Source organism: Acinetobacter sp. QJM3NY_42, assembly GCF_056173745.1.
In genome coordinates this window covers 2244202-2257413 of the sequence record NZ_CM149689.1, presented here as the reverse complement: position 1 = coordinate 2257413, position 13212 = coordinate 2244202, and the positions used below count along the sequence as shown (strand labels likewise).

The 13212-nt window shown below is 39.6% G+C and carries 12 protein-coding genes; 5 read left to right on the top strand and 7 right to left on the bottom strand.

All coding sequences use genetic code 11. The annotated features are described in order from the left end of the window. Positions 1-24 precede the first annotated feature (24 nt). A complete protein-coding gene (locus tag AC0VYT_RS10710) occupies positions 25-2427 on the bottom strand; it encodes a glycerophosphodiester phosphodiesterase family protein (protein ID WP_005019081.1) in 2403 nt (800 codons plus the stop codon). A 305-nt stretch (positions 2428-2732) separates the two neighbouring features. Between AC0VYT_RS10710 and AC0VYT_RS10705 the strand changes: the two genes are divergently transcribed. Further along, positions 2733-3728: an NAD(P)H-quinone oxidoreductase gene (locus AC0VYT_RS10705; RefSeq protein ID WP_005019084.1), complete on the top strand. Its 996-nt coding sequence runs from the start codon at positions 2733-2735 to the stop codon at positions 3726-3728. A gap of 167 nt (positions 3729-3895) precedes the next feature. Further along, positions 3896-4402, top strand: coding sequence for a hypothetical protein (locus tag AC0VYT_RS10700; protein WP_005019085.1), 507 nt, complete (start codon positions 3896-3898; stop codon positions 4400-4402). Positions 4403-4745: 343 nt separating this feature from the next. Here AC0VYT_RS10700 and paeA read toward each other — a convergent pair whose 3' ends face one another. Together paeA and AC0VYT_RS10690 are read right to left on the bottom strand one after the other, a co-directional pair. Continuing rightward, positions 4746-6068 (bottom strand): polyamine export protein PaeA, encoded by a 1323-nt coding sequence (gene paeA / locus AC0VYT_RS10695; RefSeq protein ID WP_005019087.1) that lies wholly within the window; start codon positions 6066-6068, stop codon positions 4746-4748. A 124-nt stretch (positions 6069-6192) separates the two neighbouring features. After that, positions 6193-7185 (bottom strand): LysR family transcriptional regulator, encoded by a 993-nt coding sequence (locus AC0VYT_RS10690; RefSeq protein WP_005019090.1) that lies wholly within the window; start codon positions 7183-7185, stop codon positions 6193-6195. A 578-nt stretch (positions 7186-7763) separates the two neighbouring features. Here AC0VYT_RS10690 and AC0VYT_RS10685 point away from each other — a divergent pair. Then, positions 7764-9368, top strand: a complete 1605-nt coding sequence (locus tag AC0VYT_RS10685; protein ID WP_005019091.1) for an isocitrate lyase — start codon at positions 7764-7766, stop codon at positions 9366-9368. A 77-nt stretch (positions 9369-9445) separates the two neighbouring features. Here AC0VYT_RS10685 and AC0VYT_RS10680 read toward each other — a convergent pair whose 3' ends face one another. Both AC0VYT_RS10680 and AC0VYT_RS10675 read right to left on the bottom strand, forming a co-directional pair. Next, entirely contained in the window at positions 9446-9943 is a 498-nt protein-coding gene (locus AC0VYT_RS10680; protein WP_005019094.1) for a copper resistance protein NlpE, read from the bottom strand. A gap of 221 nt (positions 9944-10164) precedes the next feature. Further along, positions 10165-10308 carry a hypothetical protein gene (locus AC0VYT_RS10675; RefSeq protein ID WP_005019096.1) on the bottom strand — a complete coding sequence of 48 codons (144 nt, stop codon included), beginning with the start codon at positions 10306-10308 and terminating at the stop codon, positions 10165-10167. Positions 10309-10591: 283 nt separating this feature from the next. On the opposite strand from AC0VYT_RS10675, the gene AC0VYT_RS10670 reads away from it, so the two are divergent. After that, a complete protein-coding gene (locus tag AC0VYT_RS10670) occupies positions 10592-11173 on the top strand; it encodes a 1-acyl-sn-glycerol-3-phosphate acyltransferase (protein ID WP_005404383.1) in 582 nt (193 codons plus the stop codon). 242 nt (positions 11174-11415) lie between these two features. On the opposite strand, the gene AC0VYT_RS10665 is transcribed toward AC0VYT_RS10670, so the two are convergent. Together AC0VYT_RS10665 and AC0VYT_RS10660 are read right to left on the bottom strand one after the other, a co-directional pair. After that, entirely contained in the window at positions 11416-11739 is a 324-nt protein-coding gene (locus AC0VYT_RS10665; RefSeq protein WP_005404384.1) for a hypothetical protein, read from the bottom strand. Positions 11740-11882: 143 nt separating this feature from the next. Beyond that, positions 11883-12644, bottom strand: coding sequence for a 3-oxoacyl-ACP reductase (locus AC0VYT_RS10660; protein WP_005019100.1), 762 nt, complete (start codon positions 12642-12644; stop codon positions 11883-11885). 320 nt (positions 12645-12964) lie between these two features. Here AC0VYT_RS10660 and AC0VYT_RS10655 point away from each other — a divergent pair, with 320 nt between their 5' ends. Beyond that, complete coding sequence (locus tag AC0VYT_RS10655; protein ID WP_005019102.1) at positions 12965-13201, top strand: hypothetical protein; 237 nt, start codon at positions 12965-12967, stop codon at positions 13199-13201. Positions 13202-13212 lie beyond the last annotated feature (11 nt).

The window sequence follows — 13212 nt, the reverse complement described above, 5'->3', positions numbered from 1 at the left end:
CTGGTTTTTAATTTAAAAAAAAGATTACTGAACATTTACCTGTACAGGTGGCGCATAAATTGTATATTGACTGGTTGTGTCAATATTATAGGTATAGCTCGGCATAACGTAAGCTGTCCCTTTCTCAGAGAAACTCAGTTGCCCTTGCGCATTCTGGCTGTATTTTCCGGAAGTAGGTAATAGCAGCATCTGACTAAAAGTAATATTGCTAACTTGGCCTTTCTGCGTAATCTTTTCACCCTGAATACTGACAGGCTTGCCAATACTGGCATTAACCTGAGCAGGGACTTTGAGTTTTACCACAAAGTCTGATGCATCATGAGCGTAGTCAGTGGTTAAACCATGGGTTCCTGCAATATACATCCGGTTGAAATCGGCCTTATTTGTACGGAAAGTCCATGGCCAGAATGTTACACCCCGGTCTTTGGCCATGTTCATTAAATTGGTAGACAACCCATTATAGGATGGATTGAAGGTAGAGGAATACTGCTGCGTTGCATCTAGGATACGACGTGTATTGACTATATCGCTTTCTGCGGTAGGAGTGTTGGTTAGAAAACCGGTAGACACACCTGGTAAAATATTTTTCATCTTTAAAAGTTGAGGCCCATTAAAACTGATCACCACGACTTGATCATAAACATCATGTTTATCTAACAAAGCTTTTAATGCAGGTACAATTTCTGGTTTGGAACTCTTGATTTCAATAAAATGCATCACATTCTTATGAGGTTTTAAAGCGTCCAGAAATTCCTCTAAAGTAGGTACAGTACGGTTATAGCCTAGAGTACGAAGCTGACGTACTTCGGCTAAGGTCATATCTTCAATATTACGGTCTACACCAGTTGTGCGTTTCGCTGAACCATCATGCATAATGACAATATGACCGTCAGTAGTCAGATAGATATCGTTTTCAACTGCATCTGCTCCTACTTCAACGGCCTTTAATGCACCTTCTAGAGTATTTTCATCATCAAGTGCCGGTATACCACGATGACCGGTAATAAGCGGTTTACGAAGCAGAGTATTTGGTTTCATACTTCTCATGATGTTCTGAAATACATCAGGAGAGGTAGCAATAATTCCATGAACCCCGCTTGTAAGAATCCTGGCAGCCTTTACCGGATCAGTAGTGGTGCTATAAGCCCACGGTGTAAGCAATAACCGTTGTAAATGGCTAACAGTGATATCATTCACAAGCTGCTCAGGTAAAATTATAATTTTTGCCAAAGCCGTATTGGTGTTATGAGTAATAGTGACAATATCTTTTACGCTATTGGTCAGGTTTAGCTGTTTTGAATAATCCAGTGCAGTCCGTACTGTGGGTAGGCTGATACGGGCTTTACGTAGTAGCTCAACGTTGTCTGAACTTAACGTAATGTCTGCAATATCAACTGAATCTGAAAATACCTTTAAATGTTCAATTGTTGACTCGTTTTTAATGCTGAACAGGGGCATGGTGTTACGTTTAGGATCACCTAAATAATCTTTTAGAGAAGTGATTTTTTTATTGGATGTATCAAGAATATTTAACTGATCGTCCAGCTGATAATAGACTTGGCTTACAGCATTTGAAATCACTCCTTGAGTTGAGGCGGGTTGAATCAAAGTGGGTGCCATAGAAACCGGCAAGCTCTGCTCGGCTATAGGCGTAACTTTATTTGATTCAGGCAAGGCATCCAACTGTTGGGTAACCCTGATACTATCTACCCGCATCAAGAGACCCGCAGTTGAGAGTCCTATTCCGCCCTGGTTCAGGTTGTAAGGTAAAGTGGTATCGTGAATCAGATTATTATCCAGATAATGGCGTACCCGGTTGCCGGATACCACTACCGTGGCTTTATAGGTTTTATTACCTTCAATATTTTCTTTATAGGCCCCTTTTTGTAAAACATTCCATGCATTGGTAGGCTGTCGTAATGCCAGTTCTACACCACTTGCTCCAGTTGCCTCGGCACGGATTGCAAACTGGTAATAAGGTGTAAATGCCGGTTCACTTAAAGCATCAGCTGCACGATACATAATACTGCCCCAGCGGGTAGCATTATTTTTTTCGGGGTAGCTAAACTCAATATCGATCCGATAGTCGCGTAATTTCTGCAATTCTTCAGGCAAGATAACCGAAGTCATCTGGGTATCATTAGCCCGGCCATCAATAAATAGGCTGCCATTTTCTATATAAACTTTTCCCGCATTTGCTTTAGGGGCAATCCAGCCTGCCGGAAGTGCGGACAGCTGGTCAAAAGTTTCATCAATGTAAATTTTGGGTTGTGGTACTTCTTCACTTGGGTCGGTGGGAGTTGGAGCTGGAGGAGTCACTACTGGCGTATCATTCGAGCCGTTATTTCCACTTGAGTCGTGATCATCATTACAGGCGACAAGGCCCAGAACCAGCAAGATAGTAAAGCTCAACTTGGCAAATTTCATGAGTAACCTCAGTTTTAGTTATAGTTCGGGCCAGAAGGCTAGAGCACTAAAATGACAAGTAGATGGATTCAGCAGTTATTTAAAAAATTCTTACATATTAAAGTTTTATTAATTTCATATGGATGAGACACAAGTATGCTGATAGCTAATGTTTTATGCGGGGAATGTAAATAAGTGGAGTGAAAACCGGTAATCTGCCGGTTACTGTTTAAATGTATACATAAGTCCGGCTAAGCTTCATTGTGGCAAATTTATATGTTCAAATAGCAGCTAGAAACTTGAACAGTAACAGATAGGGAAAGATCATGTCACAGCAAACCACCATGCAACAGGTCATTATTACTGAACCGGGCGGCCCAGAAAAGCTGGCCTATGAAAGTGTTGCTATTCCAGTACCAAAAGCTGATGAAGTTTTAGTCAAGGTTCATGCTTTCGGAATTAACCGGCCAGATATCCTGCAACGTCAGGGGCTTTATCCGATGCCTGCAGGAGTTACTCCGGTTCCTGGTCTGGAAGTGGCTGGCGTGGTCGAAGCAGTAGGTACAGACGTAACTCAGTTTAAAGTAGGTGATCCGGTCTGTGGACTAACCAATGGCGGCGGCTATGCCGAATATTGTGTAGTACCTGAAACCCAGACCCTGATGGTTCCAGAAGGAGTCAGTCTAGTTCAGGCTGCTGCTATTCCAGAAACATTTTTTACGGTTTGGGCTAACCTGTTTCAGATGGGTAAAGCCAAAGCAGGAGAAACTGTACTGATTCATGGTGGCACCAGTGGTATTGGTACTACAGCCTTAATGTTATGTAAGGCACTAGGCATTAAAACTTTCGCCACAGTGGGCAGTGATGAAAAAGTTGCAGCAATTGCGCATCTGACAGATGCAATTAATTATAAAACCCAAGACTTTGAAAGCTACATTACTGAGAAGACTGACAAGAGCGGCATAGACGTGATACTGGATATTGTTGGGGCACCCTATCTTGAACGTAACTTGAACTTGCTACGTAAAGATGGTCGTTTGGTTTATCTGGCCTTTTTAGGTGGACGTAAAGCCAAAGAAATAAACCTTGGCCATATTATGATGAAACGTCTGACTATTACTGGTTCGACCATGCGTGCACGCAATACTGCAGAAAAACAGACCATTACTGAAGGTCTAAAACAGCATGTCTGGCCTTTATTGGCAAAAGGTGAGTGTTTGCCAATGATTTATCAGACCTTTAAGTTCGATCAGATACAAGATGCTCATGCAGCAATGGATACGGGCGAACATGTAGGCAAAGTTGTAGTAGAAATACTCTAATCTGTATTTCTGTTATTAAAAAGCCGCCCGTTAGGCGGTTTTTTCTCTCCATCGGATTTAAAATAGAGAGAAACATGAATTTAAATACGGTCCCATATCTAAAATCACATTTTCAGAAGTCATTTTATGTCAAAATAAGCGTTTAGTATATTGTCCAAGGACTTTCCATGACTGAACACTCTTCCGAACAGCTTAGCGATATTGAAAAACTGGATATTCTAAATGCCATGAAAAATGATGCCTTAGATACACAGGCAAAAGAAATCATTCGTTCCGGTGGCAAGGCTGGACGTCAGGAAAGTCATCGGGATGCTCTGATTGCACTGAATCAGGCTTTTGAAAATAATTTTGTTGAAGCGGTAACCCTTGCACTAAACCTAAATGAGGCCCAGGCCAAAAAAATTCGCTATAAGAAAGATCGTATTCGTATTCTTAAAGCACACGGAATCGATTACATGGCAATTGATGGGGCACAAACTGCTCAGGTATTGGCACAAGTAGCTCAGGCAATTACCCGCGAAGAAGCAGTAGTGACTCATGACCTGCATAATATCTTTCCATTCTGGAAAGAAGGCTGGCCAATGGTACAGTTTGACAATGCCTATAAAATCTTATCAGAAGATATTCAGATTCATTATGAGGCAGTACTCGATACTTTGCTGAATCTGCAATAAATCATTTCATGCAAAAAGAGCCAGCTGGCTCTTTTTTAATGTCCTTATAAATATGATTTTATAATTATTTATAATTCATAAAAACTGCATAATTAAATCGGCCAGTTAACTGAAAATCATATAGTTCCAGTTGATTGCTTTAAGGCGGTTAAGCCAATTTGCCAACTGCTTAAGTTTATAACTATATGATGTCAAAGAAGCTCAAGAAAAATGAGCCAGCAAGCCGTAAAGCTTAAATAACTTCTCTTTATCTAATCATTTATGCCACACGTTAGATGGCAGAAAAAATTAGATAAATACAGGTAGGTAAATCTCCTATTATTTTTATTCCTATACAACTCTCTTATTCCTGCTCTGTAGAAGGCGTAGCGTTGGGTTCCAGCATACGGGTCACTAAAAGCTGGTCTATTTTGAAATGGTCAACATCTACGACTTCGAACTTGTAGTTGGTATAAATTACTACATCGGCAGGGCGTGGAATCTTGCGGAGCTGGTACATCATAAAACCAGCTAAGGTTTCATAATTGTCTTCATCCGGCATTTCATCAATTTCGAGGGCATGTTTCAAATCTTCGATGGGGGTACTGCCATCAATTAACCAGGAATTATTATCCCGTTTAATGATTTGCTGTTCTTCTTCAAGTGGCGTCACCCAATCCCCCATAACAGTAATCATAATGTCACTTAAAGTAATTACCCCGACCACCAAAGCATATTCATTAATAACAACTGCAAACTTTTCTTTGGTTGAACGAAAACGGTCAAGCAGTTCAGAAAGCGTTAGCGAATCTGGTATGGTCAATACAGTACGTATGGTATTTTCATTGAGTTGAAGCAGGGACTGGTTATTTAAAATTCGTACCAATATATCTTTGGCGTCTACATAGCCAATTACTTCATCGATATGTTCATTACAAACCAGAAATTTTGAATAGGGATATTCTGCCAGTTTCTGACGAATGCTGGCTTCGGACTCTTTTAAAGTAAAGTACACCACATTTTCGCGGGTGGTCATACTTGAGGGTACGTTACGTTCTTCTAGCTCAAAAACATTTTCAATAAAATGATGTTCCTGTTTTTGCAAGACACCCGCCTGTGCACCTGCATCCATTACGGCAGAAATATCATCAAAAGTAATATTGTCTTCCCTGGTGGTATTTACTTTAAATAGCCGAAACAAAGTATTGGCAATTGCATTAATGAACCAAGCCAAAGGTTTACAGACCTTGATAAAAATCTGTATAGGATTAATCACCGAAACAGCAATTTTCTCAGGCGCAATCATGGCCAGACGTTTTGGCATAAGATCTGCGAACAGAATAAAAAGTGAAGTTACCAGCGTAAAGGAAAGAGCAAAACCTATCGTTTCTGTCCAGGGCCCTTCATAAAAACGGTCAATCAGATTTACAAAATAAGGGCGGAAAGCAGCCTCACCTAAAATACCACCTAAAATTGCTACCGCATTTAGACCAATTTGAGAAGCTGCGAAGAAGTCTGCCGACTGCTCTTGTAACATTAAAACTTTAGTTGCCCGCTCGTCTCCGGATTCTGCCAGAATCTTGAGCTTGACCCGACGAGCGCCAGCCAGTGCAATTTCAGTTAATGAGAGAAAACCTGCACCAATGATCAGGAGAATAATGATGACAATATTTTGAAAAAGGCTCACAAGACACCTGTGTGATTCATCGTTATTATGAAATTGTTTTAACACAAAAAAGGCTTAAGGAATAAGAATTCTCCTTAAGCCTTAGAGTATAAACCGAAAAATAGAAAATAAAGAAATTTACTCTCTAGTAATGAGGTGATAATTGTGAATTATTCATCAGAAATTCTCGGTTTTCATCTTCAATCATCTGACGGGCTACATATAAAATTAACTGACGTAACCAGCGATGGGCAGGGTGATGATGCAAAAGCGGGCACCATGCCATCTTCAGCTCAAACTCAGGAATATAAAATGGCGGATCTTTAATAATCAGATTTTGGCTTTTCGCCTGTAGACGTGCGATACGTGTTGGTAATGTCGCAATCAGATCAACATTTGCAGCCAAGAGCGCCGGCATCTGGTAATGCCGGGTAAAAACTGAAATCTTGCGTTTCTGGCCAATACGTTCTAAAGCTTGATCAATCCAGCCCAGTCCGGCCTGTTTCTCAGGATTCACCCCAAAACCAACGCCCATACCTGTTTTAGACACCCAGATATGCTGGGCATCCAGATAACTTTTCAGGTTCAGATTGTTCATGGCGGGATGCTTGTTATTCAGCAGACAAGAATAACTGTCACGCCACACCAGTACCTGATGAAAACTCTGTGGAATCTCATTAAAACGGTTAATGGCCAAGTCAACTTTACCTTGCTCCATATCACGGTAAGACACATCGCTTGGTGTTAAGAAGTCCAGCACAACATTAGGTGCTTCTGAGCGCAAGGCCTTGACCAGACGTGGTACCAAGGTTGCTTCAGCATAATCTGAAGTCATAATGCGAAATACGCGATTAGACGTATAAGGACGAAATTCGGTACGTGGCTCCAGAATCATGGAAAGATCAGCCAGCGCATCACGAATACGCGGCTGTAACTCTAAAGCACGTTCAGTCGGGGTCATACCCTCAGATGAACGGATCAGCAGTGGATCATTGAACAGGTTACGTAAACGACGTAAAATATTACTCATGGCGGGCTGGGTTACCCCGAGTTGTTCTGCTGCACGAGTTACATTTTTTTCGCGAAGAAGGACATCAAGATAAATTAGTAGATTCAGGTCTACCCGCTCAAGATTCATAAAATAAATACCGAAAATAAAAATGTTAAATCATATTGAATTATGCCACAGTTAAATATATTTGTGCTAAAAGCACTGAAAAATTCAGATAAATAATCTGAATAAGTTTAAAAGGTATTGATCAGTAAAAATCCAATTTTATTGATTAGAATAATTATTTAACTTTAAATGGAGTAAAAATTTAAAAGTTCAATCTATATACAAATGTATTTTTATAAAAAACCTTGAATGATAATTTTTTCTCTTAATTTGTAAGCCCTACTTGGAACTATAAAAGCACTCAACTTAAGTCTAACAAACAAAAAAATGGCTAAATATTAAACATTAAAAGTCAAATCTTATTTAAAATAATTTAATAAAAACAATGGTGTAATATATTGAAACATAATTATAATACGACTTTGATCTAGGTATTTTCTAAAAAAATATTGAAAATCAATGGAGAATATTGGATTAATTTTTTTATCACCACTAAGCTGTGTTCATCGTAACGAAGTGTTCTAAATCTAAACAAATTATACCGAGTATGATTTAGTGCCTCGATTGATGAACTCCTAAAATGAATACAGGAAAATATCATGACTACATATCAAACAGCGATAGATGCAGTACGTGAATTAAAAGCTAAATTTGGCGACACTTGGCGTGATATCAGCCCAGAAGATGCTGCTCGTATGCAACTACAAAACCGTTTCAAGACCGGTTTAGATATTGCTAAATATACAGCTGCTATTATGCGTCGTGATATGGCTGCTTATGATGCTGACTCTAGCAAATATACTCAATCTTTGGGTTGCTGGCACGGTTTCATCGCACAACAAAAAATGATTGCGAACAAAAAATACTTCGGTACAACTGAACGTCGCTATATCTACCTATCTGGTTGGATGGTTGCTGCACTTCGCTCAGAGTTCGGTCCACTTCCTGACCAATCTATGCACGAAAAAACTTCTGTTCCTGCATTGATCGAAGAAATCTATACGTTCTTGCGTCAAGCCGATGCGAAAGAACTGAATGATCTGTTCCGTGCTTTAAATAAAGCTAAAGAAGCGGGTGATTCTGCAAAAGTTGCTGAAATTACTAGCCAGATTGATAACTTCGAAACTCATGTTGTACCAATTATTGCTGACATCGATGCTGGTTTTGGTAATGAAGAAGCAACTTACCTGCTTGCCAAGAAAATGATCGAAGCGGGTGCTTGTGCACTTCAAATCGAAAACCAGGTTTCTGACGCGAAACAATGTGGTCACCAGGCTGGTAAAGTAACAGTTCCACATGAAGACTTTATTGCGAAAATTCACGCGCTTCGTTATGCATTCCTGGAAATGGGTCTTGAAGACGGTATCATCGTTGCACGTACTGACTCTGAAGGCGCTGATCTGACTCAAAAAATCCCAGTGGTTAAAGAGCCAGGCGACATCGCTTCTCAATACATCAGCTACTTGGATACAACTGAAATTGATATCTCTGAAGCTCAAGAAGATGAAATCCTGATTAAACGTGATGGTAAATTACACCGTCCTAAACGTTTGGCATCTGGTCTGTACCAGTTCCGTGAAGGTACTCAAATCGACCGCGTTGTACTTGACTGTGTAACCAGCCTGCAAAACGGTGCTGACTTGCTGTGGATCGAGACTGCAACACCAAACGTTGAAGAAATTGCATACATGGTTAACCGTGTGAAAGAAGTTGTTCCAAATGCGAAGCTTGTTTATAACAACTCTCCATCGTTCAACTGGACTTTAAACTTCCGTCAACAAGCTTACGACCGTTGGGTTGCTGAAGGTAAGGACGTTTCTGCATATGACCGCGCTAAATTGATGAGCGCTGAGTATGACGATTCTGAACTGGCTGCCGAAGCTGATGCGAAAATCCGTACCTTCCAGGCAGATGCTTCTCGTGAAGCAGGTGTATTCCATCACTTGATCACATTGCCGACTTACCATACAGCTGCGCTCTCTACTCATGAGCTGGCTCAAGGTTACTTCGGCTCTGAAGGCATGTTGGCTTATGTTGCTGGTGTACAGCGCAAAGAAATCCGTGGTGGCATCGCTTGTGTGAAACACCAAGCAATGGCGGGTTCTGATATCGGTGATGATCATAAAGAAATTTTCGCTGGTGATAACGCGCTTAAAGCGGGCGACGATGCGAAAAACACAATGAACCAGTTTGCTAACCACTAAGGTTTAAGCTGATTCAAAAAAACCCCGCTTCTGCGGGGTTTTTATTTGATCGACGTTAAAAAACTAAAATAAATTTTTTAAAACTCTTTCTTCAAGGTGTAATTCAGCTTGCTATCTATTTTTTCACCAGTAATGCGATCGCGCAATTCAGCAAAGCTTTCACCAATAAAATATTTACGCTGATCACCAGCTTGGTCCAGTACAACTAAAGAAGGGTTGGCAGCATCAAAATGGAACAGCCCACGTACCTTAAATTTGTTATTTGGCCCTTTACCTAAATATTCTTCTGTCAATTCATAAGTTTTATCGGCATGCAGTTCCAGCTCTGTTTTAATGCCTTCGCAGTCAGCACAAGGTAATATACCTTCATATTCACCCTCCCAGTCAAGTGAGTTTTCAACATTATGGGCGCTATCCGCCATTTGAGCTTTACGAGAAGTCGATGGAGTAGGCGTCATTACAGTAGTAGCATGTCGATCATTATCTTTTTCAGAATGTTGAGTAGCCTGCTCATTTGTACTACAGGCCGTAAAGAAAATAGATGAGATCGTAAAAATACAGATAGTCTTTTTCATTATTCCCTCTTGGCAGTTCGTGAATAAATAATTTATATAGATAAATTGATATAAATATTTTAATAGAGTAAGTATTTCGACTTATAGGTCATCATTAGAAATTACTACAACACTGTAAATAAAATGCTACTAAAATAGTTACAGGCCAAAACTGGCCTGTCTTTAACTAATTTTGTTATGTTGGAATGATCTGGTCAACTAGATAGAAGCTTGGTACAAAGTTATTTCTGCTTCTGAGGAATTCCTTTATCAATTTCTTTCTGCTGTTGTTCTTTCTGTTGTTCTTCTTTTTCAGAGAATTTTTCATGAGTATTGTCCGTATGCTGAACATGCGGATTATCATTCGCAGCGTTTGGTGTAGTCATAAGAATTACCTCTAACATGGCTATTTTATAGATTCAATATAGAAGTATTAAGTCTGTGTCACGAGTAGAGATCTGTATTTAAGTGTTAAGCAATGTTAGGTCTAAAATAACGCTATTTTATTTCGCAAATTATTCTTATATTAGTCTTGGATCAGATAAAAATTAAATTTATACATATATATATTAATTGCATGTATTTTGATCAAATTTAGATTGAATCTCTCTCTTTTATACAGAATAAATTGTTAGAATCTGCCTCCTTTTAGAAAGTGGGTAAGCTTGAGTGTTAAGAAAAATTGCAGAATATAGCTTGGGCCTGATGGGGTGGGAAACAGATAACCAATGGCCACAAGGTCTTGAACAGTGTGTAATGATTGCTGCGCCGCATACCAGTAATTGGGATGCTGTTTATGCCCGGCTGGCCTTAAAAGTTTTAGGGGTTAATGTACGTATTACTATTAAAGACAGTTATATGAAGTTTCCTCTAGGACCGTTTGTTCGTGCTATGGGCGGTATTGGTATTGACCGCAGTCCAAAAAAAGAAGGGCAAGCCCGGGCAAGTATGGTGCAGCTGATGGCTGACCTGTTTAAAGAACATCCTCATCTGGTAATGCTGGTAACACCAGAAGGCACACGAGCCAAGCAAGAAAACTGGAAAACTGGTTTTTATCATATTGCAATGACTGCCGGTGTTCCAATTGCTCTTGCTTATATGGACTATAAAAAGAAACGGGCAGGAGTCGGTAAAATCATTTACCCGACTGGAAATTATGAGCAGGACATGCAGGAAATTATGCAGTTTTATGCCAATATCGAGCCTAAATTTCCAGAAAATTTCAGTGTTGATGTACGTTATCTAAATTAATTTTGTTTACTATTTCCTGAATATAGAAAACAGACTCAAGTCTGTTTTCTATAAAATATATTTTAATGGTAGCCCTAATGGCTTGTTCTAGCATAATAAAAAGAGTTTACTAGGTCGAAGAGTGATTACGTTATTTCAGCGCCAAGTATAAGCAGCAGAGAACTTAACAATAATAGAATCCGTTATTTTTTAATATGGGCGTAGTATTAAGTCTTAAAACCTTAATTATAAATTCTCCCACTTTATTCATCTGGACTAATTCCCCCTAACGATTCGCAAGCCGCCTTATAAAGTTGATATTGTTGTGCTACAACTTCATCAAGAGGCATATCGAGCTCTGCTTCTCCATCCTTATAATTTTCTATATAGCTTCTTACTTTGGCTTTAGTGGCTCCAAGAGACTGCTGGTGATAAGTATTAATATCGCTGTGAGTAATCTGAGTACTTTCAATATTATTACATTCAAACTGGCTGAACAGCTTCTCTGCTCGTTTAAGCTCAGCGGATGAGTCAAATGAACAGCCAGTCAAAAGGATTAGGCTGGAAAATAATGCTAAAATTTTCATTACTTTTTCATGCAGCATAAAAAGGGCGGTATTGTAACGACTTCCTGTTTATACTGCTGTTGAGAGCGGTAAAATTTTCTGGATTTTGTGTTTGCTTGTTGAATAAATCAGCAGTATTCCTAAATTTATTAAACAGAGTAGTCTTATCCTTTAACTAATCCACCATCCACAATCAGATTCTGGCCCGTCACTGCACGTGCAAATGGGGACAAAAACATTAAAATGGCATCTGCAAATTCTTGAGGTGTAACCACCCTTCGTAGTGGTGTAGAGGCTGCGATAAGTTGAAAGACTTCATCTGGTGTGGCTCGGCTGGCGTCTGTAGCTTGTAACAGGCCGCCAGAAAGCATATTTACATTAATACCATATGGCCCTAAATCATGTGAAGCAGTGCGGGTAAAGGCTAATAATGCAGCTTTTGCAGTAGTATAGTCATGATAGGGGACTACCGGATTCTGAACCAGATTAGTACCAATATTGATAATACGGCCAAAATGTTCGGCTTTCATATCAGTAAATGCAGCTTGCGTAGTATTTAGTGCGGCCTTCACTGCACCTTCAAACTGGCTTTGCATTGTCTGCCAGCTTAGCTCTTCTATTTTGGGACGCGCATCGCCATTAAACTGAAATTGAACCAAGGCATTATTGATGACCGAGTTAACTGCTTGCCCGAAATGCTGTTTAGCAGCTTTAAACATGGCCTGTACCTGAGAAGAATTGGTCACATCAGCCTGATAAATAAAAATCTGTTCTGGAAAATTTTGTTGTAACTGTCGTGCTGTTTCATGACTGCTCATATAGTTAACTACTACACGGGCTCCCTGACTCACTAATGCTTGAGTGATCGCTAAGCCTAAACCACGGGCACCTCCCGTCACCAGTACTACCTGTTCTTGAATATTCATATAACTTTGTCCTGTAACTTTTTAGTTAAAATAGCAATTTATGGGTAAAAGATAAAAATGAAAGCTATTTTAAACCCTGTTGAAATCGCATTCGGCCTGTAATGGGCTGATATACGCCATTGTAATTCTTCTTTTAAATTAGAAGTTGGAAATAATATTTTAAATATCTGTAATTTAATATAAAAATAAATAATGAACAAAAAGTGAAGAAAGTTTGCAGAGCTTAAAGAGACTGAAAGATTCGGCAACATTGTATTGGCTGATTCTTCATAAAACCCTTTCATACTCATTTTTTATTAATAAGTAATTCAGGAGGTAAGATGAAACAGCTGTTCTTACTATGGTTAACCATGGCGGTATTCAGTGGAGCTGTTGCGGCGCATATGAATGATTATCCGGAACAGTCTGTAAAATCTTCTTCACCGGTGTACCATTTTAATTTACAGGCTGGAAACAGCCCGATGACTGAAGATGTTAAAAATGGCCGGCCACGACCTAATCTTATCCAGTCTGGTCGGGGGAACCGTTTACAGGGAAACCGTAACCTACGGCCATAACAATAGAACTA